The 24409-nt window shown below is 47.3% G+C and carries 21 protein-coding genes; 16 read left to right on the top strand and 5 right to left on the bottom strand.

Annotated elements, in window-relative coordinates:
- Positions 1-10: 10 nt before the first annotated feature.
- Together THIAE_RS00470 and gmk are read right to left on the bottom strand one after the other, a co-directional pair.
- Entirely contained in the window at positions 11-1198 is a 1188-nt protein-coding gene (locus THIAE_RS00470) for a DegT/DnrJ/EryC1/StrS family aminotransferase (protein ID WP_006459664.1), read from the bottom strand.
- Positions 1199-1210: 12 nt separating this feature from the next.
- The gene (gene gmk, locus THIAE_RS00475; RefSeq protein WP_006459663.1) at positions 1211-1825 is read right to left on the bottom strand and encodes a guanylate kinase; all 615 of its coding nucleotides are present in this window, start codon (positions 1823-1825) and stop codon (positions 1211-1213) included.
- A 102-nt stretch (positions 1826-1927) separates the two neighbouring features.
- On the opposite strand from gmk, the gene aroK reads away from it, so the two are divergent.
- The 3 genes from aroK (at position 1928) to THIAE_RS00490 (ending at position 4664) form a co-directional block, all read left to right on the top strand.
- Entirely contained in the window at positions 1928-2455 is a 528-nt protein-coding gene (gene aroK / locus THIAE_RS00480) for a shikimate kinase AroK (protein WP_006459662.1), read from the top strand.
- A 57-nt stretch (positions 2456-2512) separates the two neighbouring features.
- Complete coding sequence (gene aroB / locus THIAE_RS00485; protein WP_006459660.1) at positions 2513-3592, top strand: 3-dehydroquinate synthase; 1080 nt, start codon at positions 2513-2515, stop codon at positions 3590-3592.
- 169 nt (positions 3593-3761) lie between these two features.
- The gene (locus tag THIAE_RS00490; protein ID WP_006459658.1) at positions 3762-4664 is read left to right on the top strand and encodes a D-hexose-6-phosphate mutarotase; all 903 of its coding nucleotides are present in this window, start codon (positions 3762-3764) and stop codon (positions 4662-4664) included.
- 4 nt (positions 4665-4668) lie between these two features.
- Here THIAE_RS00490 and THIAE_RS00495 read toward each other — a convergent pair whose 3' ends face one another.
- On the bottom strand, positions 4669-5235 hold the full coding sequence (locus THIAE_RS00495) for a histidine phosphatase family protein (protein WP_006459656.1): 567 nt from the start codon (positions 5233-5235) through the stop codon (positions 4669-4671).
- 90 nt (positions 5236-5325) lie between these two features.
- Between THIAE_RS00495 and THIAE_RS00500 the strand changes: the two genes are divergently transcribed.
- Positions 5326-5664: a DUF3392 domain-containing protein gene (locus tag THIAE_RS00500; protein WP_006459655.1), complete on the top strand. Its 339-nt coding sequence runs from the start codon at positions 5326-5328 to the stop codon at positions 5662-5664.
- Between the two features lie 55 nt (positions 5665-5719).
- On the opposite strand, the gene THIAE_RS00505 is transcribed toward THIAE_RS00500, so the two are convergent.
- Together THIAE_RS00505 and THIAE_RS00510 are read right to left on the bottom strand one after the other, a co-directional pair.
- Positions 5720-6328, bottom strand: a complete 609-nt coding sequence (locus THIAE_RS00505; RefSeq protein ID WP_006459654.1) for a superoxide dismutase — start codon at positions 6326-6328, stop codon at positions 5720-5722.
- 132 nt (positions 6329-6460) lie between these two features.
- Positions 6461-6769 carry a YcgL domain-containing protein gene (locus THIAE_RS00510; RefSeq protein ID WP_006459653.1) on the bottom strand — a complete coding sequence of 103 codons (309 nt, stop codon included), beginning with the start codon at positions 6767-6769 and terminating at the stop codon, positions 6461-6463.
- A 185-nt stretch (positions 6770-6954) separates the two neighbouring features.
- On the opposite strand from THIAE_RS00510, the gene THIAE_RS00515 reads away from it, so the two are divergent.
- The 12 genes from THIAE_RS00515 (at position 6955) to THIAE_RS00570 (ending at position 24404) form a co-directional block, all read left to right on the top strand.
- Complete coding sequence (locus tag THIAE_RS00515; protein ID WP_006459652.1) at positions 6955-7926, top strand: SDR family oxidoreductase; 972 nt, start codon at positions 6955-6957, stop codon at positions 7924-7926.
- 2 nt (positions 7927-7928) lie between these two features.
- Entirely contained in the window at positions 7929-9173 is a 1245-nt protein-coding gene (locus THIAE_RS00520) for a multifunctional CCA addition/repair protein (RefSeq protein WP_006459651.1), read from the top strand.
- A 73-nt stretch (positions 9174-9246) separates the two neighbouring features.
- Complete coding sequence (locus tag THIAE_RS00525) at positions 9247-10506, top strand: efflux RND transporter periplasmic adaptor subunit (RefSeq protein ID WP_006459650.1); 1260 nt, start codon at positions 9247-9249, stop codon at positions 10504-10506.
- On the top strand, positions 10503-13619 hold the full coding sequence (locus THIAE_RS00530) for an efflux RND transporter permease subunit (RefSeq protein ID WP_006459649.1): 3117 nt from the start codon (positions 10503-10505) through the stop codon (positions 13617-13619). The genes THIAE_RS00525 and THIAE_RS00530 overlap by 4 nt, the downstream gene beginning before the upstream one ends.
- A gap of 131 nt (positions 13620-13750) precedes the next feature.
- Complete coding sequence (tkt, locus tag THIAE_RS00535; RefSeq protein ID WP_006459648.1) at positions 13751-15760, top strand: transketolase; 2010 nt, start codon at positions 13751-13753, stop codon at positions 15758-15760.
- Positions 15761-15862: 102 nt separating this feature from the next.
- Positions 15863-16861 (top strand): type I glyceraldehyde-3-phosphate dehydrogenase, encoded by a 999-nt coding sequence (gene gap, locus THIAE_RS00540; protein WP_006459647.1) that lies wholly within the window; start codon positions 15863-15865, stop codon positions 16859-16861.
- A 10-nt stretch (positions 16862-16871) separates the two neighbouring features.
- Complete coding sequence (locus THIAE_RS00545; RefSeq protein WP_006459646.1) at positions 16872-18050, top strand: phosphoglycerate kinase; 1179 nt, start codon at positions 16872-16874, stop codon at positions 18048-18050.
- A 214-nt stretch (positions 18051-18264) separates the two neighbouring features.
- Positions 18265-19707, top strand: coding sequence for a pyruvate kinase (gene pyk / locus THIAE_RS00550; protein ID WP_006459645.1), 1443 nt, complete (start codon positions 18265-18267; stop codon positions 19705-19707).
- Between the two features lie 35 nt (positions 19708-19742).
- Entirely contained in the window at positions 19743-20807 is a 1065-nt protein-coding gene (gene fba, locus THIAE_RS00555) for a class II fructose-bisphosphate aldolase (protein ID WP_006459644.1), read from the top strand.
- A 160-nt stretch (positions 20808-20967) separates the two neighbouring features.
- Positions 20968-22815: an McrB family protein gene (locus THIAE_RS00560; RefSeq protein ID WP_006459643.1), complete on the top strand. Its 1848-nt coding sequence runs from the start codon at positions 20968-20970 to the stop codon at positions 22813-22815.
- A 50-nt stretch (positions 22816-22865) separates the two neighbouring features.
- Positions 22866-23117 carry a DUF2442 domain-containing protein gene (locus tag THIAE_RS00565; protein ID WP_006459642.1) on the top strand — a complete coding sequence of 84 codons (252 nt, stop codon included), beginning with the start codon at positions 22866-22868 and terminating at the stop codon, positions 23115-23117.
- Positions 23118-24404 (top strand): McrC family protein, encoded by a 1287-nt coding sequence (locus THIAE_RS00570; protein WP_006459641.1) that lies wholly within the window; start codon positions 23118-23120, stop codon positions 24402-24404.
- The last annotated feature ends 5 nt before the right edge of the window (positions 24405-24409 follow it).

The following is a 24409-nucleotide window of genomic DNA, read 5'->3' on the forward strand; positions in this document are numbered from 1 at the left end:
GCGGGAATCCTTACTTCTTAAATACTGTGGCAAACGCATCGAGGCGTTTTTGAATATCGGCGTCTGTCCAGCTCAAATTAATCAGCATCGACAAGGCGCGGCTCATAATGGCATCCGATTTGGGGGTTTTTACTTGCGTATAGTCTGGGCGATCGGCAATCAACTCAATCGGCAATTTAGCCGGCCCTTTCATATGTTGGATATGGTGCCAGTTTTTAAAATAGTGCCAATTGTTACCGTACCAATAGAATACGGCTGGAATGCCGGCGGCTTGCAGGCCTGCTAAGACTTCTCGAGTACGCGCTTCGGTTGGGAGCATAAAGCTCAAGAAACCGGCGTTTTCGTTGGCCTCATCGGCGATATCACGGAAACTCACTTCGCTATAATTGCCAAGCGCGCTTTTCAGGACTTTTTTATTACGACGCTGAATATCCAAAATGCGTGGTAGTTTAGCCCATTGGGCCACGCCAACGGCCGCATTCATTTCTGAAATGCGGTAGTTCGCGCCCATAATCGGGTGGGTTTCGGCGCCGCGGTCTGAGCCAATATGGTCGTGACCATGATCAGAGTATTGATGAGCTGCATCGTAAATGGCGGTATCGTTCGTGATGACCGCACCACCTTCGCCACAGGATACGGTTTTAACCGAATCAAATGAGAAGGTGCCAACCTGTCCCCACGTACCTAATGCGCGCCCCTGATAGGTCGCGCCAGTGGCTTGGCAGGCATCTTCCATCAGGATGATGTTGTGTTTGTCACACACGGCGCGAACCTTGTCCATATAGCCGCCTGAACCACACATATGCACAAAGTTGACCGCCTTGGTGCGGGGCGTAATCGCCGCCTCAATGCCTTCAGGCGATAAACACAAGGTTTCATCAATTTCGGCAAACACCGGAATCGCGCCGGCAAGCACAATGGCTTCGACCGAGGCGACAAAAGTAAAAGGCGGTACAATGACTTCATCACCGGCACCAATGCCGGCAGCGGCCATGGCAACCGTTAGCGCGGCGGTACCACTCGATACTAAATGAGCATGTTTAACCGGCAAGTCCGCTTGAATCATCTGCTCCATTTCACGGGCTTTCCAGACACCGTTACGCATGCCATCAAAGTTATAGCGGAAGGTAAACCCCTTCTCCATGACTTCAGCGACCTGCTGTTTTTCTTGTTCGTCAAAAAGTTCAAAACCTGGCATAAGGACTCCCGATCAGGTTGGTATAAGTTGGGTTAATAAACTGGCGTGTTTAACTTGTTGATAGCCTAGGGTTTGCCGCTTGGCCACAAAAATACTATGCAAATGCATGAGCGCGCTATCAAAGTCATCGTTAATAATGAGGTAATCAAATTCGTGATAATGGCTTAACTCGCTGACCGCTTCACTCATGCGTTTCGCAATCACTTCTGGGGCGTCGGTACCGCGACCTTTCAAGCGACGTTCTAGCTCGCTAAACGACGGCGGGGCGATAAAGATGCTAGTGAGCTGAGTAAATTGTTGTCGAATTTGTTGCGCACCTTGCCAGTCGATTTCTAAAATAACATCCAAGCCGGCATCTAATTGTTGCATCACCGTGGTGCGACTGGTGCCATAGTAGTTATCAAACACCTTGGCGTGTTCTAAAAAAGCACCATCAGCCACTTGTTGTTCAAAGGTGGTTTTATCGACAAAATGGTAGTTTACGCCATCACGCTCTCCCGGTCTGGGTGGACGTGTAGTGGTGGACACCGATACTTTAATCATCGGGTCTATTTCGAGTAAACGGGTGACGAGTGAGGTTTTGCCAGCACCTGAAGGTGCTGAGATAACATAGAGTTGACCTAACATAACAATACACTAATGATAAATAGTCTAACAGTTTATCAAAAAAACCATCATTTTCCTGTAGGTTTTGCGCCGCAATGCATAAATTTTGGATACAATTTCCTCATGAATAAACAAAGTATTTTTTTAGTCGGGCCGATGGGCGCCGGAAAATCGACCGTTGGGCGGATTTTGGCCGAAAAATTGGGCTATGAGTTTATTGATAGTGACCATGAAATCGAGGCACGCACCGGTGTCACCATTCCGGTCATTTTCGATATTGAAGGCGAAGGCGGATTTCGGGCGCGTGAATCCGCAGTGATTGATGATATTACCCAATTACCAGGCCTGGTGCTCGCAACCGGTGGCGGTGCGGTATTGTCTGCCGATAATCGCCGACACCTGGCCGCACGCGGGTTTGTGGTGTACTTGCGTTCTACCGTACCAGCTTTAGTGCAGCGTACTAAAAATGATCGCAATCGTCCGCTATTGCAAACTGATAATCCTGAAGCGGTGATTGCGCACTTACTAACAGAGCGAGGCCCGCTTTATGAAGAAGTCGCAGACCTGATTGTAGATACGCAACAGGCATCCGTGTTTCGTGTGGTGCGCCATATTCAGGATCAGTTGGTGCGCGAAGGCGTTGTAGCCTAAACGAGCTGATTACTCAATGCTATTTTCGAACCTTTAACCGAATCTTAGGACAGTCCATTGATAACCTTAACCGTAGATTTAGCCGAACGCAGTTATCCGATTTATATCGGCCAAGACTTGTTGCAACAACCTGAATTGCTGCCCCCTTTTGTTAAAGGCACGCAGGTGATGATTGTGACCAATACCACCGTCGCGCCTTTATATTTGGAGGCCTGTAAGGCGTTGTTTGCCGGGTTTAAAGTGGACGCGGTGGTGTTGCCGGATGGTGAAGCCTATAAAAATCTTGAGATTTTAAACCGTATTTTTGATCAGCTGATTGGCGGCCATTTTGATCGCAAATGCACGCTGGTGGCATTAGGTGGCGGCGTGATCGGCGATATGACCGGTTTTGCGGCGGCGGCCTATCAGCGTGGTGTGCCGTTTATTCAAGTGCCGACCACGCTCTTGTCGCAGGTGGATTCGTCTGTCGGCGGCAAAACCGGGGTGAATCACCCGCAGGGTAAAAATATGATTGGTGCGTTTCATCAGCCACAAGCGGTGCTGATTGATACCAATACCCTAAATACGCTGGAAAACCGTCAACTATCAGCAGGCCTGGCGGAAGTGATTAAATATGGCCTGATTCGTGATTTGCCGTTTTTTGAATGGTTGGAGCAGCATCTTGAAGGTTTGATGGCGCGTGACCCAGCCTTGTTGGCCGAGGCGATTGAGCGTTCGTGCCGGAATAAAGCCGAGATAGTGGCGGCGGATGAAACCGAGCAAGGCCAGCGCGCGCTGTTGAATTTAGGCCATACCTTTGGGCACGCCATTGAAGCGGGCATGGGTTATGGTGCGTGGTTGCATGGCGAGGCGATTAGCGCCGGGATGATGCAGGCGGCCTATATGTCGCAGCTGTTGGGCGACTTGAGCGCGGCGGATGTGGCGCGGATTGCGGCCTTGTTTAAACGCGCTAAACTGCCGATTTATCCGCCAAATGAACTGAGCAACGCGCAGTTTATGCAGTATATGGCGGGTGACAAAAAAGTGCAGGCCGGGGTGGTGCGTTTGGTCTTGATGAAGTCAATCGGTCAGGCTTATATTAGTGGTGATTACCCGGCAGACACGCTGAGCAAAACCTTGACGGATTGGCGTAACTAAGCGGGTTCATTTCTGCTCACTCAATGCCAGTTAAATTCAGCCTTAGCTATCCCTGAACGCCGCCTCTTTTTGCGCAGCAAAAATCGAAGGCGGGAAGGGATAGTTAAGGCTCTCAAATGTGTTTCTTAACAACTTGCTATCTGCTTCCAACATACTTTAAGGACCTACCATGCTCGACTATTTACAACAGCGTTTTGACCACCCTAATGTGCGCTTTTATCAGCGTGACCAATTAATCATGATTGAATTAAAGAACGGTTATGGTCAAGCGACCTTAACCACTCATGGCGGGACCTTATTAAGCTATATTCCCGCTGGTGGGCAGGACCTATTGTGGGTGAGTGATACCGCTATTTATGATGGCAGCAAGCCCGTGCGTGGTGGCGTGCCAGTATGTTGGCCGTGGTTCGGCGGCTATGATGCCAGTAAGATGGGTGCACATCCAACTGATGCGGCTAAAAAGGCCCATGGTTTTGCGCGCTATGAGTTGTGGGAGGTTGAATCACTGGAAAGTGTGGGCGATGCCACTCAGTTGGTGTTAAGCCTTGTACCGAATGAACGGATTCAGCAGGCCTGGCCGTTTGATTTTAAATTGAGCCTAGCGGTTACCTTGGGTAAGCAATTGCGTGTTGAACTGATTGGCGAAAATCGCAGTGACCAGGCCTGGTTTGTAACCGAAGCCTTGCATACCTATTTTAAGGTCGCCAAAGCACCAGGCATGGTGATTGAAGGTTTAGAAGGCATTACTTATTATGATAAAAACCAAGATTTTGCACCTTTCACTCAAGCAGATACTCTAAAAGTACAAGCGCCGATGGATTGCGTCTATGTCGATCATAGCGTTAGCGTGGTGTTAAAGGATCACGACCGTGATATCCATATCGATAAAACTAACAGCGCCAGCACCATTGTGTGGAATCCGGGTGCCGAAGGCGTCAAAGCCTTTGCCGATATGCCCGATGATCAGTATCAACACATGGTGTGTGTTGAGGCGGGCAACGCGCTGCAAAACGGCTACGAATTGGCAGCGGGAGAGCGTCATACCATGAGTATGACCTTAGCGGCCCGCTAAACTATTACTCAAACACTTCAATCGCGATTAAATCAAACAAACCATCACCCATTGGTTGCAACACGGCCACATAGCCAGGTTGCACCCGTTGGTGAATCAATTCACCAATATTCGGGCGATGGGTCACCATAATCAAATTACCTTCACCCTCATAATCCCCAATCAACTGTGCCAGTTGGCGAAGGTTGGCTTTGGCTTGTTCTTCAGTCAGAGCGCGAATTAAGCGTAAAATGGGTTGCACCTCATAGTCACCAAATGCCAATTCAGCGGTGTCTTTAGTGCGACAGTGTGGGCTGGCCCATACTGCGGTAATTGGAACCTGCTGTGCCTTGAATGCTTGCCCAATCGCTGTAGCTTGCGCGCGGCCTTCGTCAGATAAATTGCGCTCAATAAAACAGGAAGGATCTAGTGAAAAAGGATCACCAACAGCATCATCATCCAGTTTCGCGTGTTGCATTAGCACCACTTTGCCCCCTTCTTGTAACGCCTGCCAAAAAGGCGAGGCCGCTAAACTGTGGCTGCTGAATATAGCGAGCAGTATGCCTAAAGTAACGTGATAATGCTTTACCATTGTTAATCCTTGGGATTTAATATGTAACATAAATGAGTTTATGTTTATTTTAGCCTAGAACCTTCGTCGGTTTTCAAGTGGAGCAGGTAAATGATTAATGAACTGGTCAGTGGGGTTTTAACCGGCTTTTCCGAATTATTGCGCCCTTATTTGAGTGAGTTGGGATTAGCGATGATGGCCTCTTTGTTGGTCATTTATGGCAATGACATTATGGACTTGCTTAAACAACAAATTGGCGGATTGAACTTTGTGCTTAAATTAACCCTATTTATTGTTTTTTGTGCGGTTGGGTTTGGATTGTTAACCAGCTTGGTTACGCCTTGGTTGATTTCACTGTTAGCGGAGTTAGACAATTTGTGGTTAGGTTTAGCGGTATTGGGCTTGTTTTATTTGATAGGCTTTTTGGCTAAAAAACGTGGGGTGCTTTAGTTAGAAGTTGTTAATCATAACCAGGCCTGCAGATCAGGCCTGGTTATTGTCAGGCTTATTTGTTTAATTGATACAGGTCTGCAGCTTTGTTCCAATTAACCACGTCCCACCAGGCATTAATGTAGTCTGGGCGACGGTTTTGGTAGCGCAAATAATAGGCGTGTTCCCATACATCTAAACCAAGAATCGGTGAACCTTTCACCTCAGCAATGTCCATTAAAGGGTTGTCTTGGTTAGGTGTCGAGGTAATTTGTAATTTACCTTCACCGTTGACAATTAGCCACGCCCAGCCCGAACCAAAACGGGTTAAACCGGCTTGGGTAAATTGAGTTTTAAAGGTATCAAAGTCGCCAAAGGTGGCTTTAATGTCATCCGCTAACTCACCCGTAGGTGCGCCCATGCTATCTGGGGTCATCAAGTCCCAAAAAAAGCTATGGTTCCAGTGACCACCGCCATTGTTACGTACCGCCGGTGAAATCGCACCAGCATGACGAACCAAATCCTCTAGATCTTTACCTTCATGCTCGCTGCCAGCCAGTGCATTATTTAAGTTGGTGATATAGGTGTTGTGGTGTTTTGAGTGATGGATTTCCATCGTTTGTGCATCAATTGCAGATTCGAGCGCGTTGTAGTCATAGGCTAGATCGGGCAGTTTAAAACTCATAGTGTGTTCCTCTGATTAAAATTAACGGGTAAATCCAAAACATAATACAGACGTTATACATTCTATATGTAAATGGCGTCGGGTTAAAGCCCTAGTGTTTTACTAGGGTATTAAAAACCCAACTAGCGCTAGCTAGTAAATATTGTCCAAGCGTTCTGGTGGTGGCGCCATATCACTGAGTTTTTCAATTTCTTGTGGTGGCAGTTGAATAAAATAGCCTTTGGTCTGAAGCGCATCCCACACTTTTTGGGGGTCTTCACGGCCCATTTTGCGCGTTGGCGTCATCTCAAAATTCAGCACCAACTTAGGGTCACCGAACATGACTAATAATTCTTGTGGTAATTCATTCAAGGCGGTTGTTTGTGGAATGATGAGGTAGAGTTCGTCTTTTTTGCTGCTTTTGTAAGCTGAAACCGGCAAGCTGGATTGCGCTGAGGCCATAGTATCTCCGAATTTGACTAGATAAATAAATCGTTACGCGCTATTGTAACGCATTAGCAGCAAGGTTTTCTGGCTTGACCCGCGAAGGCCTTTTCCTTAAGATGCTGCAACATTTTTTAACACGTTATCACAATGACTAGACTAAGCTCTTAGAATACAAATACATAATTAGGGTTGCATAACAGATGATGAAATTTGGTAATAAAGTCGTGGTGCTAGGCGCCGGCGGCTGGGTAGGGCGCGAAGTCATTGCTCGCTTAAGTGAACAAAAATATCAGGTAACTGCCGTGGTCAAGCGGGCCTCGCGTAATCGTGAGCTTGCGCTCTATCCAAATGTCAAAGTACGCGATGTGCTGGATTGGTCATTAGACAAGGTAGAGGGTTATTTAGCCGACCAAGATATTGTGATTAATCTATTAACCGATCAGTCGAATAACAACGAAGCTTGTCCAGATGATCGTTTGCGTGAGTTGCAAGCAGGCCTGGTGTTGGCAGCCGAAGAGCAGGCGATTGCGCGCTGGGTGCAGTTATCTCATTTAGGGGCCGGTGTGCAGGCTGCGACGCCTTGGGCACAATTATGTGCCATCCTTGATGATATGGTGCAGGCCTCTCGCTCAATGTTAGTGACCATTATGCGACCAGGCCTGCTGATTGGTCAGGGTGATGACACGACCACGCTTTATAATGCCCAGCTTCAGCGCGCAAAGTTTATGATGCTGCCGTATGCTGAACGTCAAGTTCAACCGCTCTGGATTCGTGACTTTGCACGCGCGCTAGTCCTAGCTATTAAGCAAGCGGCTAGTTATGGCAAGGTTTGGGAGTTGGCGGGTGATGAGCCTATGTCAGTTCAAGATCTCGCCAGCTGGGTTGCTCAGTTCCAGGGTATTGATAATCCTACGCTCTTACCAATGTGTCAAATGAACGCTAAGTTTATGGCACTGCTTGGGCCTTTAGCGCCTTTCAGAGTCACCACGTCTTATCAAAATAAACGTTTAGCCAATGACCAATTGACGGAGCAGGAATTTGCGGCCTTGACCGGTTTTAAACCACGCCAGATTGAAGCGGTACTCAGTGACTATATCAGTCAAATGAAAACCCGCCAGCGTTATGACTTCTTGCGTCGTAATGCGGGTCGTAATTCGACACCGAGTGCTTAAGAATGGACGTCTACCTAGTCGGCGGTGCGGTTCGGGATGCGTTGCTCGATATTCCAATTGCCGATCGTGACTGGGTGGTCGTCGGTGGCAGTGTCGAGCAAATGCTTGAGCTCGGCTGTCAGCAGGTCGGTAAAGATTTTCCGGTGTTTTTACATCCGGTCAGTCGTGAAGAATATGCGCTTGCACGTACCGAGCGCAAACAGGGACGTGGCTATCATGGTTTTGAAGTCAATGCCGATGCCAGTGTCACGCTTGAAGAAGATTTGTTGCGTCGCGATTTAACCATCAATGCCATGGCTGTGGCGGAAAATGGCGACCTGATTGACCCTTATGGCGGTAAGCGGGATTTAGATGCACGCATTTTGCGTCATGTTTCGCCTGCTTTTCAAGAAGACCCCTTGCGAGTGCTGCGGGTGGCGCGCTTTCGTGCTCAATTAGCGGAAAAAGAGTTTGTCATTGCGCCTGAAACCCTCTCGTTGATGCAAGACATGGCGCAGAGTGGCGAATTGCACGCGTTGGTGCCTGAGCGAGTATGGCAAGAGGTAAGCAAGGCATTAATGACGGCTAAGCCCAGTTTGTTTTTTGATACCTTGCATCAAGTGGGTGCGTTAGCGGTGTTGATGCCGGAGTTAGATGTGTTGTTTGCAGTGCCACAATCACCCCAACACCATCCTGAGGGCGATGCCGGCACCCATAGTTTAATGGTGCTCGATGCCGCCGCACGTTTACGTGATGACTTGGCGATTCGCTTTGCCGCCTTAGTGCATGACCTGGGCAAAGGAGTGACACCGGAAGACTATTGGCCGTCACACCCTCAGCATGAGATGGCTGGGGTGCCGCTCGTAAATGCACTATGTCAGCGCTATCGTGTGCCAAAAACAATTCAGCGCTTAGCGGTTCGGGTGACCGAATGGCATGGTCAAATTCACGCTGGTGGCCCTAGCATGCCATTGTCTGATCAATTAGCGGTGTTAAAAGGTTGTGATGCGTTTCGTCAGCCGGATGAATTTGATGCCATCTTGACGGTGTGTGAGGCAGATAGTCGCGGCCGACTTGGTTTTGAGAATCAGTCTTATGAACAAAAAGCCTATTGGCGAGGTGCGTTGTTGGCGGTGCAGGGCGTGGACGCACGCAGTTTAGTATCTGCAGGCCTGCAAGGCGAAGCGATGGCGCAGGCGATTGAGCAATTGCGTTTAGCCTGTTTGGATAATTTTTGTACCCGCTGGTTGGACGAGCAAGATTCATAAAGTATTCATCATGGCTTGGACATTGTTTTGCACACTAGCCGCACTTAATTCTCAAAATATTAAAAGGTAGGCCATGAAGGCAACACGCTCTTTTGCTTGGATAATCAAAACGATTGTTGTGCCACTACTCATTCTGTTGCTTGGCTTGGGTGTATTCAATTACCTTAAAAGCACCAAGCCTGTCGCCGAAGCAATTGATATCGAAGAGCGCGCTTGGCCTGTCGAAATCCTGTCTTTAACCCAGCACCAAACAGATTCGCAACTAGCCCTGGTGGGTCGTGTTGAGACCCAGCAACGGATTCGTTTGCATGCACCTTTAAATGCCGATCTTGTCCGTTTACCCTTGCAAGTAGGTGAGGAGTTTGAGGCGGGTGCGGAGTTGATGGCATTTGATGATAATCAAATCAGCTGGCAGCTGCAATCAGCGCAAGCTGATTTGAGCGAGGCGCAAGCCTTGTTTGTGGCTGAGCAAACCCAGCAAGCTAGTGAGCGCGAAAAACTGGCGCGGGAAGCGGCGTTGTTGGCGCTTAAACAAACAGATGTTGCGCGCAATCAGCAATTGGTTGCGCGTGAACTGGCGTCTCAGCAGGTGGTTGATCAAGCCCAGGAAGCCTTGAATCGTCAGGAACTCACTTGGCTGAACGCCAAGCTTCAAGTGGAGCAACAAGCGAGTCGTTTAGCCCAAGCGCAGGCGCGTTTAGAACGTGCACAGGTGCAGCTAGATACGGTGCAACGTCAAGCGGGTCAGGCGCGTTATCTTGCGCCAATGGCGGGTCGGGTGATGGCACGGCATGCGGCTGAAGGTGAGCCGCTCACTCAAAATAGCCCAGTACTCGATTTTTACAGCCTCGATAGTTTGGAGTTGCGAGTGACTCTGCCATTGGAACAGGTGGCGGCGATTCGCCAGGCGGTGACCAGTCATCAGCCCATAATCGGACGAGTGTTGCCGAATGAAGAGGCAGTGGTGTTTTCGAGGTTTGATGCGTCCGCCAGTGTGCGAGGGTTAGATGCCTGGCTGGCTTTTGCCAACCCAAGTGATAGCAGGCCTGGTGAAATGCGTGAAATTATTTTATCTGTTCCGCTGGCGGAATCCGCCTTTGCGGTGCCTTACAGTGCACTTTATGGTCAAAATCGTGTTTATGTTATAGATGGCGAGCGTTTAGCGGCACGCAGTGTTCAGCGCGTTGGCGATTGGATGCAGGGCAGTCAGCGTTGGGCGCTGGTTGTGGGTGAATTGGCATTGGGTGAGCAGGTTCTTGTAACACAGCTGCCCAATGCGGTTGGGGGATTGCGGGTTCGGGTGCTGAATCAGCTTGATGGAGTCACGCCATGAGCAAGCGCAGTCGTCGCGGCTTAATTGGTTTGTTTACCTATCACAAGGTCGCTGCCAATTTGTTGATGTTGCTGATGATGTTGGCCGGTGCGGTGGCGCTAATGCGCTTAAATGTGCAGTTCTTTCCAAATTTTGATTTAGATTATGCGCAGGTGCGGGTGATTTGGCCTGGTGCCAATGCGCAGGATGTGGAGCAGAGTGTCACTAATCCGATTGAGCGTGTTTTGAGGACCGTTGAAAATCTCGATGAAATGACGTCGACCTCCGCACTCGGTTCATCGTTAGTGACGCTTAAGTTTAAAGAAGGCACCAACATGATTGAGGCGGTCGATCAAGTGCGTCAGCGGGTCACCGAGCTGCGCAATCTACCGCAAGATATTCAAACCCCCATTATTGAGCGCATTCTGCGTTATGAGCCCATTGCTAAAGTATTGTTGTTAGGCCAGCCAGGTGATGCGGAGGGTTTGCGTGAAATGGCGCGGCAATTTGAACGAGAGTTATTGGATCGCGGTGTTGATCGCGTAACCTTTCGTGGTCGTCCAACGGAAGAGCTGGCCATAGAGTTACCGCTGGCGGCGCAACAAAGTTATCAATTAAGTATTGCGCAGGTTGCCGAGCAAATCAGTGGTTTAAGCCGCGATGTGCCGGCAGGTCAAATAGGTTTTAATGATGCGACCCGTGATGTAAGAGCGTTAGAGCAACGTCGTGAAGTCAATCATTTTGCCGATTTACCTTTGCAGGTCAGTGATACCGAGCAACTGCGTTTGGGCGATGTGGCACACGTCATTTTGCGTCCTGTACGAGAAGCGACCTATTTAACGGTCGATGAGCGTCCTGCCATTGAATTGTATCTGCAGCGTTCTGAAACCGGCGACACACTCGCCTCGTCACGGATTATGCAGGCCTGGTTGGATGATACCTTGCCCCATTTGCCGCAAGGGGTTGATTTGCTGGTCTATGACGAAACTTGGTCGCTGGTTAAAGAGCGGATTATGCTGCTGGTGAAAAACGGGCTGGGTGGTTTGCTTCTTGTGCTAGCGATTTTGTATATTTTCTTAAACGGACGGGTCGCTTTTTGGGTGGCCGTCGGTATTCCGGTGTCGTTTTTAGCAACCCTGATGGTGCTCTATTTGGCCGGTGGCAGTATCAACATGATAAGTCTGTTTGCGTTGATTATGGCGCTGGGAATTATTGTCGATGATGCGATCGTGGTGGGTGAGGATGCGCTAACCCATTATGAACAAGGCGAGTCACCCGGAGAAGCGGCCGCTGGCGGGGCGAAACGCATGTTTACGCCGGTTATGGCCTCATCCTTAACTACTATTGCCGCCTTTTTACCCCTAATGATCATTGGCGGTGAAATTGGTGGCATTTTAGTGGCTATTCCGATGGTCATTATTTCAGTCATTTTAGTGTCGCTGGTGCAGTGCTTTTTAGTCTTGCCTGGTCATTTACGTTTTGGTTTGGGCTTATTTAACGGTGCAGAGCCTGCCTGGCGTAAGCAATGGGATAGCGCATTTGGACGTTTTAGACAGGTCTATTTCCGTGCTGTGATACGCTGGGTGCTGAATAATCGGGTCAGTATGGTAGCGATGACCTTTAGTTTGATTCTGTTGATTATCGGTTTAATTGCCGGTGGACGATTGAGTTTTACCTTCTTCCCGTCGCCTGAATCGAATCGAATCAATGCCTCTGTGCAATTTGTATCGGGCACGCCAGAACAAGTCACGGCTGATTTTATGCGTGACGTCTATCAAGCTTTGCGTGATGTTGAACAAGCTTTAGAGCCTGGTATCGTTAAAACAGCGGTATTGGCCTACAATCAGGGGTCTAGTGCCAGCAGTGGTGTGTATGGTGCGATTCAGATTGAGCTTATTCCATCCGATCACCGCCAAACCCGTAATATTACGCTGATGCAGGCCTGGCGCGAACGCGTGCCTAGTGCGCCGGGATTAGAAAATTTTAATATTGCCGCGCAAACCGGTGGGCCGCCTGGGCGTGATATACAAATTCAATTTACCGGTGCCGATGCTGAACGACTGAAACTCGCTTCGGAAGCCTTACAGGCGGTGATAGAGGATCTGCCGGGTGTCAGTGGCGTGGCGGATGACTTGCCCTATGGCCGTCAGCAAATGGTCTATCAACTCACTCCTTATGCACAAGCTTTGGGTTTTACGACCAGTTCGATTGGAACACAATTGAGTAGTGCGTTTTCTGGTCAGCTCGCGCAGATTTTTACCCTGGGTGAAGACGAAATTGAAGTGCGAGTCATGTTGCCGCGAGAAGAACAGGCGCAATTAGCCTTGCTTAATCAGTTGCAGTTAGTGGCACCTAATGGTGAGTTTGTGAATTTGTCGCAGTTGGTCGAGTGGCGAACCCAGCAAGGCTTTGATGTATTGCGCCATTTCAATGGTCAGCTTGCGGTGACCGTTCTTGGTGACGTCGATCGTAGTCAAAACAATGCTAATCAAATTCTGGCCAGCTTACGCGAAACTACCCTGCCAGATATTCAACAGCGTTATGGGGTGAATTATAGTTTGGAAGGCACCGCCAAAAACCAAAGCAACACATTTGGTGATATGCTTATCGGGTTAATGCTAGGTTTGGTGCTGATTTATATTGTGCTAGCCTGGGTGTTTCAGTCTTATGGCTGGCCGCTTGTGGTGATGCTCGCCATTCCATTAGGACTGATTGGCGCGATTTTAGGCCATTATGTAATGGGTATTGGACTCACTATTTTGTCCTTATTTGGCTTGTTTGGTTTGGCTGGCATCGTGGTGAATAATGCCATTATTTTAGTGAGTTTTTATCAGCGGCTATTGGCGGAAGGCCTCAGTGTTAATGAAGCGCTTGAAGAGGCGTCGGTGCAGAGGTTACGTGCAGTATTAGTCACCAGCTTAACGACCATTGCAGGTTTAACCCCGTTATTGTTTGAAACCTCGTTGCAAGCGCAGTTTTTAATTCCGATGGCCGTATCCATTGCTTTTGGTTTAGCCTTTGCGACAATTTTAATTTTGCTAGTCATTCCGGCCTTACTATCCCTATATGAAGGCGGTGCGCGACGTGTTGGGCGCTGGTTTGGGCGTCCTAATGTCACCTCAATGTCAGGCTAAATGCAGCCCCCACTTGAAGAATTTAGCAAATTAAGCGAAAATAACCGACCATTTGTGTTTAGAAGCAAGGCGCAGGCCTGCTTACTCGGTTTTAAACACCCCGAATTTTTTTAATGATTGAGGACGTTGATATGCCAACTCGTAGAGAACTCGCTAACGCCATTCGTGCGTTAAGCATGGATGCGGTACAAAAAGCCAAATCAGGTCACCCTGGTGCCCCAATGGGTATGGCGGATATTGCCGAAGTACTGTGGAACAGCCACATGAAGTACAACCCAAAGAATTCAAACTGGGCAGACCGTGACCGTTTTGTACTGTCAAATGGCCATGGCTCGATGTTGATCTATTCTCTACTTCATTTGACGGGTTTTGACTTGAGCATGGAAGACATCAAGCAATTCCGTCAATTGCATTCAAAAACCGCTGGTCACCCAGAGTATGGCTATGCGGATGGTATTGAAACCACCACCGGTCCATTGGGTCAGGGTGTTACTAACGCGGTCGGTATGGCGATTGCAGAGCGTACCCTTGGCGCGCAGTTTAACCGTCCTAACTTCCCCGTTGTGAATCACCACACCTATGTATTTATGGGTGACGGCTGTTTGATGGAAGGTTTATCGCATGAGTCTTGTGCGATGGCGGGTGCATTAGGTTTAGGTAAACTAGTTGCTTTCTGGGATGACAACAACATTTCTATCGACGGTCATATTGACGAGTGGATGGAGCAAGATGTACCAGGTCGTTTTGAATCTTATGGCTGGCACGTTATCCGTGGTGTCGATGGCCACAACGCCGATGCTGTGAATGCGGCCATTCAGGAAGCCAAATCAATTCAAGATAAGCCTACTTTGATTTGTACTAAAACCACTATCGGCTTTGGTTCACCCAACCTATGCGGCACACATGATTGTCACGGTGCACCATTAGGTGACCAAGAAATCGCGCTAACCCGTGAAAACCTTGGTTGGAACCATGAGCCGTTTGTAATTCCGCAAGAAATCTATGATGGTTGGGATCACACTGCAAAAGGTGCCGAAGAAGAAGCGGCTTGGAACGAGATGTTTGCGGCTTACGAAAAAGAATACCCAGAACTTGCAGCGGAATTCAAGCGTCGTATGTCAGGTGAGTTACCAGCTAACTTTGAAGTGGAAATGGATAAGTTTATTGCTAAAACTCAAGCGGATATGCCAAACATTGCATCACGTAAGGCATCACAAAATGCGATTGAAGCGATGGGGCCATTGCTACCAGAATTGTTTGGTGGCTCAGCCGACTTGACCGGATCAAACCTAACTAACTGGTCAGGCACGGTTAAAGTGAATAAGCAAAATGCTAACGGTAACTACATCTCTTGGGGTGTACGTGAGTTCGGTATGGCACACATGATGAACGGTATGGTGCTACACGGTGGCTTTAAAGTTTATGGTGCAACCTTCCTAATGTTTATGGAATTCATGCGTAATGCGTTACGTATGTCAGCTTTGATGAAAATCGGCACCATTTATGTTTACACCCATGACTCAATTGGTCTAGGTGAAGATGGTCCAACGCATCAGCCAGTAGAACAACTTGCCACTATGCGTATGATTCCACGTTTCCAAACTTGGCGTGCGTGTGACGCGGTTGAATCAGCTGTGTCATGGAAAGTAGCGGTTATGCGTAACGAAGCGCCGACTGCATTGGTGTTCTCTCGTCAGAACCTAACGCCACAGCCACGTACCGCCGAGCAGGTTAAAAACATCGAGAAAGGCGGTTATGTTCTAAAAGATTGCAACTGCGAAGGTGCTTGCCAAGCTGAATTGATTATTATCGCGACCGGTTCTGAAGTGGATTTAGCCGTTAAAGCAGCGGATCAATTAAATGCAGCTGGCACTAAAGTGCGTGTGGTATCTATGCCATGTCCGGATATGTTTGCAGCGCAAGATCAAGCTTATCAAGATTCAGTATTGATCCCAGGTGTGAAGCGTTTAGCTGTTGAAGCCGGTGTCACCGCTTACTGGTATAAGTGGGTTGGTTTAGAGGGTGATGTTGTCGGTATTGATACTTTCGGTGAATCTGCGCCAGCAGGCGAGTTATTTAAAGAGTTTGGTTTCACGGTTGAGAATGTTGTGGCTAAAGCTCAAGCCTTAATCGCGAAGTAATCAAGGCTAATTCATTTAAGTTTTTGTTTGTTAACTAAAAAAGGCTTCGGCCTCATTGAAAACACGGCACAGTGTGCCGGTTTTCCTCAATAGGAGAAAAGTATGACAATTAAAGTAGGCATTAACGGTTTTGGTCGTATTGGCCGTATGGCATTCCGTGCAGCGGCAAAAGATTTTCCAGGTATCGAAGTAGTTGCGATCAACGACTTATTAGATCCTGAATACCTAGCCTATATGTTGAAGTATGACTCGGTCCACGGTAACTTCCAAGGTGATGTCGCGGTTGAAGGTAACAGCATGGTCGTAAACGGTAAAAAAATCCGTTTAACTGCAGAGCGTGATCCAGCTAACTTGAAGTGGGATGAAGCAGGTGTTGACCTTGTTATCGAATGTACCGGCTTCTTCTTGACCGAAGAATCTTGCCAAGCACACATCAAAGCTGGCGCGAAAAAAGTGGTTCAGTCTGCACCGTCAAAAGACCACACGCCAATGTTTGTATATGGTGTAAACCACAACGAATATGCGGGTCAAGCGATTGTTTCTGCAGCATCTTGTACCACTAACGGTTTAGCGCCAGTTGCTAAAGTATTAAACGACAACTTCGGTATTAAGCGTGGTTTGATGTCAACGGTTCACGCTGCGACAGCAACCCAAAAAACGGTTGACGGTCCATCTTCAAAAGATTGGCGCGGTGGTCGTGGTATTCTTGAAAATATCATCCCATCTTCAACTGGTGCGGCTAAAGCAGTAGGTAAAGTATTACCAGCACTAAACGGTAAACTAACTGGTATGGCGTTCCGTGTACCTACTTCTGACGTATCAGTGGTTGACCTAACCGTAGAGCTAGAAAAAGAAGCGACTTACGAACAAATCTGTGCAGCGATGAAAGCGGCTTCAGAAGGCGAATTAAAAGGCGTATTGGGTTATACCGAAGAGTCTGTGGTTTCAACAGACTTCCGTGGTAACTCACATCCATCTATTTTTGATGCGGGCGCAGGTATTGCACTAGACAGCACTTTTGTTAAGGTTGTAGCTTGGTACGACAACGAGTACGGTTATACCTGTAACATGATGCGTGTTGTTGAGCACGTTGGTAAGTAAGGAGCCGAGTATGTCTTTTATTCGTATGGCGGATTTGGATCTTAAGGGCAAGCGCGTTTTGATTCGTGCCGACCTTAACGTTCCAGTTAAAAACGGCAAAGTGACCTCAGATGCACGTATTCGTGCCTCAATGAAAACCTTTGAAGCGGCGATGAAAGCTGGTGCAAAGGTGATGGTGATGTCTCACTTGGGTCGTCCAGTTGAAGGTGAGTTTTCAGAAGAAAATTCTTTGGCACCAGTGGCGGCTGATTTATCAGCTAAACTAGGTAAAGACGTTCGCTTGATCAAGGATTATCTAAATGGTGGTTTTGATGTAGCAGATGGCGAGTTAGTATTACTAGAAAACGTACGTTTCAACGTCGGTGAAGGTAAGAACACGGAAGAATTGTCAAAAAAATACGCTGCCTTGTGTGATGTCTATGTGATGGATGCGTTCGGTACAGCTCACCGTGCCCAGGGTTCAACCCATGGCGCGGGTGTGTATGCACCAGTTGCTTGTGCTGGTTTGTTGTTAACTGAAGAGTTAGATGCCTTAACTAAAGCATTGAAAGAACCAGCACGTCCACTAGTAGCGATTGTCGGTGGCTCTAAGGTTTCAACCAAGCTAACTGTACTTGAATCACTATCTACTGTGGTTGATCAGTTGGTTGTCGGTGGTGGTATCGCCAACACCTTCATTAAAGCGGCTGGCCACAATGTGGGTAAGTCTCTTTGTGAAGATGATTTGGTGCCTACAGCAAACAAGCTTAATGAAATCATGAACAGCCGTAATGCATCAATTCCTGTTGCAGTTGACGTGGTAACCGGTAAAGAATTTTCAGAAACCGCAGCGGCAGAAACCAAAGATGTTTCAGCGGTAGCGGATGACGATATGATTTTCGATATCGGACCTAAGTCTGCAGCTGAATTGGCTGAAATCATCAAAAACGCTGGCACCGTTGTTTGGAACGGTCCGGTTGGCGTATTTGAATTTGATCAATTTGGCGAAGGGACCAAAACCATCTCCAAAGCAATTGCCGAATCAAAAGCCTTCTCAATTGCGGGCGGTGGCGACACCTTGGCAGCGATTGATAAGTACGGCATTGCAGATCAAGTGTCTTACATCTCAACCGGTGGTGGTGCATTCCTTGAATTCTTGGAAGGTAAAAAACTACCTGCGGTAGAAATGCTAGAACAACGCGCTAAATAAGTAACATCACCAGGCCTGCTGATTAGCAGGCCTGGTTTTTAATAACCCGAACTCATCATCTTAGTGCAACTAGTTGAACAAGGATGACTCGAGAAGTGAATTGATCCAAGGCCAGCGCGGTCTTTCCCCAACAAGGGGAAGCAGTTTATTTTACGAGACATCTTGCAACGGTCACATTAAGACAAGGTTCATAGAAGCAAAGGAACACGCCAAGATGGCCGAAACTCTACGTAGAACAAAAATTGTCGCAACGCTTGGTCCGGCAACGGATCGTCCAGGTGAACTTGAACACATTATTAAAGCAGGTGTGGATGTCGTTCGCATCAACATGTCACATGGTAACCCAGAAGACCATTTAATCCGCGCGCAAAATATTCGTGAAACCGCGGCGCGCGTTAACCGCGAAGTGGCGATTTTGGTCGATTTACAAGGTCCTAAAATCCGAATTGCTAAATTTAAAAACGGCCCTATTGAGTTGAATGAGGGTGACCAATTCGCGCTGGATAACAATGTTGCTAATGATGCCGGAAACCAGCAAGAAGTGGGATTAACCTACAAAAATTTACCCTATGATGTCAAAGCGGATGACCTATTGTTATTAGATGATGGTCGTATCGTGATGAAGGTTAATCAAGTTATCGGTGAGCGGGTTGAATGTACGGTGACGGTTGGCGGTATGCTATCTAATAACAAGGGTATTAATTTGCATGGCGGTGGTTTGTCAGCCAGCGCTCTGACCGAAAAAGATAAAGAAGACATTTTAACAGCAGCTAAGATTGATGCAGACTACTTAGCTTTATCCTTCCCTCGTTCTGCTGAAGATGTAAATTACTGCCGTAGTTTGGCCGAACAAGCAGGACTCAAGTGCGGTATCGTTTCTAAAATTGAACGTGCTGAGGCGGTAGCCGATGATACAACACTTGACGGTATTATCCTGGCTTCCGACGTGGTGATGATTGCACGTGGTGATTTAGGCGTTGAGGTAGGCGATACCCAATTACCCGCCTTGCAAAAGAAAATTATTAAACGTGCACGTCAATTGAATCGTGTCACCATCACCGCGACTCAAATGATGGAAACCATGATTGATAATGCGATTCCAACCCGCGCAGAAGTATTTGACGTGGCGAATGCTGTTATGGATGGCACAGATGCGGTAATGCTGTCTGGTGAAACGGCTACAGGTAAGTTTCCGCATCAAGTGGTCGCTACCATGGCTAAGATTTGCCATGAAGCCGAAAAATCACGTTCAACGCGCCACTCTACGCATCGTATTGAAGAAACCTTTCAGGCGGTGGATGAAACCATTGCTATGGCTACAATGTATGCGGCCAACCACTTCAATGTTAAGTGTATCGCTGCATTGACTGAGTCAGGTAATACGCCCTTGTTGATGTCGCGTATTAGCTCTGGAATGCCAATTTTTGCGTTAACGCCTCATCAGGCTACGCGTCGTAAGGTATGTATGTATCGTGGCGTATATCCATCGATTGTAGATTTTAAGGATTTTACTGACGAGCAAGTAACTGAATCAATTTTGAGTCAGTTAAAACAGTTTGGTCGTGTCAACACGGGTGATTTAGTGATCGTTACCCGTGGTCAACACCAGGGTGAAATGGGCGGTACCAACCGCATGGAAATTGTAAAAGTACCGTAACACATATTTTTTAAACTAAAAAAGGAGTATCGCACATGGCGATGATTACACTTCGTGAATTAATGGACTACGCAGCAGAACATAGCTTTGGTATGCCAGCGTTTAACGTAAACAACATGGAACAAGTTCGTGCAATCATGCGTGCAGCTGACGCGGTTAATTCTCCAGTTATCCTGCAGGGTTCTGCTGGTGCGCGTAAGTACGCTGGTGAACCAATGCTTCGTCACATGGTCGCAGCAGCGGTAGAAATGTACCCACACATTCCAGTTGTTATGCACCAAGACCACGGTTCAGACGTTGGCGTATGTTTACGCGCTATCCAGTCTGGCTTCACCTCGGTAATGATGGACGGCTCCTTGATGGCTGACATGAAAACCCCAGCTTCTTACGAGTACAATGCTGGCATTACCGCTGAAGTGGTGAAAATCGCACACGCCGGTGGTGTATCTGTTGAAGGTGAGCTAGGTTGTTTAGGTTCATTGGAAACTGGTATGATGGGTGAAGAAGACGGTCACGGTTCTGATGAAAAACTAGACCATTCAGCACTATTGACTGATCCAGAAGAAGCCGCTCAGTTTGTGCGTGAAACCAACGTTGACTGTTTAGCTGTAGCAGTAGGTACCTCTCACGGTGCGTACAAGTTCACCTCTAAGCCATCAGATGACGTTTTAAAGATCGATCAGATCAAGAAAATTCATGCACGCATCCCAACCACTCACTTAGTTATGCACGGTTCATCTTCAGTACCAGAAGAGTGGTTGAGCATTATCAACAACTACGGTGGCGACATGGGTCAAACCTATGGTGTACCGGTAGAAGCGATTGTTGAAGGCATCAAGTACGGTGTACGTAAAGTCAATATCGACACCGACCTACGTATGGCATCAACCGGTGCGATCCGTAAGCACTTGGCTGAAAACACCTCAAACTTCGATCCACGTAAATTCTTCAAAGCGGCAGAAGACGCGATGATGGAAATCTGTAAAGCACGTTTCGAAGCCTTTGGTTGTGCCGGTCATGCTTCTAAGATCAAAGCAGTTGGTTTAGAAGTCATGCAATCACGTTATGCTTCAGGTTCATTGGATCAAAAAGTAAACTAAGTTTAGTTTTCGACTCCAACCTTAAAACCCAGGCCTCGTCCTGGGTTTTTTTATCGCTGCATTTTATGCAACCAGGCCTGGTAAACAACTGGAATGGTTAAAACTTCGCATTTTAAAAAGGCTTGGGTAGAATGACGTGATAGATTAAAAAGGCAGTCTTATGGATAACTATTATTTTGTGGGTGCAGTTTGGAATGGTGACGAGGACAAAACAAATGAGTTTCTCGAGTGTGGTTACTGGGAGATGGGCTGGTCCCCAGCAGATAAACCCAAATTGGCAGAGCAAGTAAATCAAATTAAACCGGGCGAATGGATTGCTATTAAAGCCGTGAGTGTGCAGAAAAATAACTTGCCATTTGCTGGTGTTCCATTGGGTAAATCCGTTTCTAAAATGACAATTAAAGCGATTGGTCAGGTTGCGTCAAATCCACAAAATGGCAAGCGCGTATATGTCGATTGGCAAACCGATTTTAAGGTGAAGGATTGGTTTTTCTTTACTTATCGCGGAACTTTTTGGCGCATAAATGAACAAGGGCAGTGGTGGTCGCAGTATGCCAGTAAGTTGATTGATTTTGCTTTCAATAATAAGCCACAGGATTATGATTACTTTGTTAAAAATTGGAGCTGGAATCAAGAGGCTATTGAGATGGATGAAAAAAATGAAATGGGTGGAGAGCATGAAGCCTTGGCACTGAATACCATTCTTTACGGCCCACCGGGAACAGGTAAAACCTTCAATACCGTGGATATAGCTTGGCAGATATTAAATACAAACGATTCTGCTGACACCACCAGGCCTGGTTCGATTCAAGAACTGAAATCACGCTATCCCGGGCAAGTTGAATTTGTCACCTTCCACCAAAGTTTTAGCTATGAAGATTTTGTTGAAGGGATTCAGGCGAAAACCCATGATGGCAAAATCAGCTATCAAGTGGAAGATGGGGTGTTTAAAGCCCTTGCGAAGTCTTCGTTAAAAAATCTTCAGGATAGTAAGAAGTCTCTCACTGAACTAAACCAAGAAGTTGAATTCAAATCTCGCTTAACGGATTTTTTATCGAATGCGATTGAAACAGAACAGGGGTTTGATAAAAAACGAGGCAATCCATTTTATATCGTTGAGGTTGAGCAAGATAGCATCACACTCCATTCTGTCGATTCGAAGTTTAACGAGGGGAACATTGCAGTTAGCCTTGATGATTTAATGGCGGTATGTACTTCGTTAATCGATTTCGAAGCCCCGAAAGATATTGCACAACAGCTTTTTAACAAGCGTCATGCACGCCAGCATGATAGTTATTTGTTTAGTCTTTGGCAGGCCTTTAAAAGGTTTAATCAGCATAATAATTCAACGGTTGAAGTTGCAGAAACAGTCAAGGTTCTGCCACACGTCCTCATCATCGACGAAATCAATCGCGGTAATATTTCGCGGATTTTTGGCGAGTTGATTACGCTGATTGAACCGAGTAAACGCGCGGGCAATGACGAGGTGATTGAGGTCACCTTGCCTTATTCTAAAGAGCCCTTTTCCGTTCCCAATAACCTGTATATTATCGGCACGATGAATACCGCCGACCGTTCATTAGCGTTAATGGATACGGCCTTGCGCCGCCGATTTGATTTTATCGAAATGATGCCACAACCAGGCCTGGTAACGGAGGATTTGGAGGGGGTTGATCTGCGTAAAATGTTGCAGGTGATGAATCAACGCATTGAAGCCCTCTATGACCGTGAACACACGCTGGGTCATGCGTTTTTAATGAGTGTGGATTCGTTGGATGATTTGCGCCACGCATTTAAAAACAAAATCCTACCGTTGCTAGAAGAATACTTTTACGACGATTGGCAAAAAATACGTTGGGTACTCGGGGCGAGTGCGGATAACTTTTATGTACCGCAATCCTTCAGTCATTTATTCAGCGGTAATGATGCAAACATAGAAAATAAGTTTCTGCGCAACAACTTGGATGACCTAGATGACGAAGCCTTTGTAGCGATTTATCAATCTTAGGAGTGAGCTATGCCAATTTTAAATCTTAGAGCGCATTCGAGGAGCAGATTATGATTAAAATCTTAGATTGTCAGTATGAAGTGGGAGGGCGGATCAAGTTGGCCTTTTCAGACGGCACTGAGGGGGTATTTAACTTAGCGAATTACCTCAAAAATCGCAGGGGCGAATTACTGGAAAAACTAAAAGATGAGTTGTTTGCTGCTCGTTGTTTTATTGATGCCGGCGCTTTGTGTTGGCCGAATGGATTGGAGTTATCGCCGCAACGGTTGTATGAGTTAGTACATCATAAACAGGTGGCGTAATTGAGCAATCACCTCGTCGTGCGCGAATGGGGACGGATCGTACGCGCTCAACACAATGCACAAAATAGCTTTGATGAAATTGAAGTCAATGACCAGGCCTGGTTGTTTCTGTCTAAAATCGCGCAGTCGTCGGATAAACATCATCGTTATTTAAGTTTTGTGAACTCGCACACCTTAAAGGTGCGGGGTTTTGTGGGCGTGATTGCCACGCCTGATGGCGTGCAAATTGAAATCTTACCCAAACATGCGCCGACCCTTGATGCACCAGGCCTGGTGGATAGCCGCAAGCTGTTATTACGGATGCTGAAAGCGGCGAAGGTGTTGCCGTTTATTGAATCCACCGATGCGTTAATTGACACAGTCAAACAACCCTTGCCAGAGGTGCTGATGGGTCGGTTTTTGCAGGACTTGGCGCAAGTGGTGCGCAAAGGCATTCGTAAAGACTACCAGCGCATCGAGGCGCAAGAACGGTTTTTAAAAGGTCAGCTGCAAACCGCGCGTCAACTGCGCCAATCGCCCGCCAAACAAACGCAGTTTTGTATTGAATATGATGTGTTTAGCGATAATCGGGCAGAGAACCGCCTGATTCATTCGGCATTGATTTTGGTCACCAAGTGGAGTCAGTATTTACCGAACCAAAAGCTGGCGCGTGAATTACGTTTTGCGTTTGATGACGTGCCCGAATCGCGCCATATTGCGCAGGATTTGCAGGCCTGGCGTACTAGCCGCGATATGCAGTATTATCAAAACTTACTGCCGTGGTTAAAGCTGATTTTAAGCCAGTACAGTCCGTTTGCCACCGCCAATCAGCATGCCGGTATTTCGTTTTTATTACCGATGGAAAAGTTGTTTGAAGCCTATGTCGCCAGCGAAATTCAGCGTGCATTGCCGTCGGATTATCGGCTACAAACCCAATCGACCCAGCATTACTTGGCGACGCAAACTAACAGACCGATATTCCAGCTGCGACCAGACCTGGTGATTTATCGTGACAATGAACTCGTGGCGGTGTTGGATACCAAATGGAAGTTGCTCGACCAAAATCAACCCGACGGCAAAGCGGGCATCGCGCAAGCCGATATGTATCAACTCTTTGCCTATGGGCAAAAGTGTTTGCCCGGCAAAGGGCGATTGATATTGATTTATCCGCAGTGGACGGGATTTACTCAACCGCTTGCGCCATTTGAGTTCAGCGAACATTTAACGCTGGATGTTATTCCGTTTGATTTGGATAATGAACAACGTAATATCAACAACCAGGCCTGGTTGTGTCATTTATTAGGATAAATGTG

It is taken from the genome of Thiomicrospira aerophila AL3, from assembly GCF_000227665.2.
GTDB lineage: Bacteria > Pseudomonadota > Gammaproteobacteria > Thiomicrospirales > Thiomicrospiraceae > Thiomicrospira > Thiomicrospira aerophila.

Excerpts from the sequence above, each read along its gene's own strand:
- THIAE_RS00470 (WP_006459664.1), bottom strand. The coding sequence starts at position 1,198 with ATGCCAGGTTTTGAACTTTTTGACGAACAAGAAAAACAGCAGGTCGCT.
- gmk (WP_006459663.1), bottom strand. The coding sequence starts at position 1,825 with ATGTTAGGTCAACTCTATGTTATCTCAGCACCTTCAGGTGCTGGCAAA.
- aroK (WP_006459662.1), top strand. The coding sequence starts at position 1,928 with ATGAATAAACAAAGTATTTTTTTAGTCGGGCCGATGGGCGCCGGAAAA.
- THIAE_RS00490 (WP_006459658.1), top strand. The coding sequence starts at position 3,762 with ATGCTCGACTATTTACAACAGCGTTTTGACCACCCTAATGTGCGCTTT.
- THIAE_RS00495 (WP_006459656.1), bottom strand. The coding sequence starts at position 5,235 with ATGGTAAAGCATTATCACGTTACTTTAGGCATACTGCTCGCTATATTC.
- THIAE_RS00500 (WP_006459655.1), top strand. The coding sequence starts at position 5,326 with ATGATTAATGAACTGGTCAGTGGGGTTTTAACCGGCTTTTCCGAATTA.
- THIAE_RS00505 (WP_006459654.1), bottom strand. The coding sequence starts at position 6,328 with ATGAGTTTTAAACTGCCCGATCTAGCCTATGACTACAACGCGCTCGAA.
- THIAE_RS00510 (WP_006459653.1), bottom strand. The coding sequence starts at position 6,769 with ATGGCCTCAGCGCAATCCAGCTTGCCGGTTTCAGCTTACAAAAGCAGC.
- THIAE_RS00515 (WP_006459652.1), top strand. The coding sequence starts at position 6,955 with ATGATGAAATTTGGTAATAAAGTCGTGGTGCTAGGCGCCGGCGGCTGG.
- THIAE_RS00520 (WP_006459651.1), top strand. The coding sequence starts at position 7,929 with ATGGACGTCTACCTAGTCGGCGGTGCGGTTCGGGATGCGTTGCTCGAT.
- THIAE_RS00525 (WP_006459650.1), top strand. The coding sequence starts at position 9,247 with ATGAAGGCAACACGCTCTTTTGCTTGGATAATCAAAACGATTGTTGTG.
- THIAE_RS00530 (WP_006459649.1), top strand. The coding sequence starts at position 10,503 with ATGAGCAAGCGCAGTCGTCGCGGCTTAATTGGTTTGTTTACCTATCAC.
- tkt (WP_006459648.1), top strand. The coding sequence starts at position 13,751 with ATGCCAACTCGTAGAGAACTCGCTAACGCCATTCGTGCGTTAAGCATG.
- gap (WP_006459647.1), top strand. The coding sequence starts at position 15,863 with ATGACAATTAAAGTAGGCATTAACGGTTTTGGTCGTATTGGCCGTATG.
- THIAE_RS00545 (WP_006459646.1), top strand. The coding sequence starts at position 16,872 with ATGTCTTTTATTCGTATGGCGGATTTGGATCTTAAGGGCAAGCGCGTT.
- pyk (WP_006459645.1), top strand. The coding sequence starts at position 18,265 with ATGGCCGAAACTCTACGTAGAACAAAAATTGTCGCAACGCTTGGTCCG.
- fba (WP_006459644.1), top strand. The coding sequence starts at position 19,743 with ATGGCGATGATTACACTTCGTGAATTAATGGACTACGCAGCAGAACAT.
- THIAE_RS00560 (WP_006459643.1), top strand. The coding sequence starts at position 20,968 with ATGGATAACTATTATTTTGTGGGTGCAGTTTGGAATGGTGACGAGGAC.
- THIAE_RS00565 (WP_006459642.1), top strand. The coding sequence starts at position 22,866 with ATGATTAAAATCTTAGATTGTCAGTATGAAGTGGGAGGGCGGATCAAG.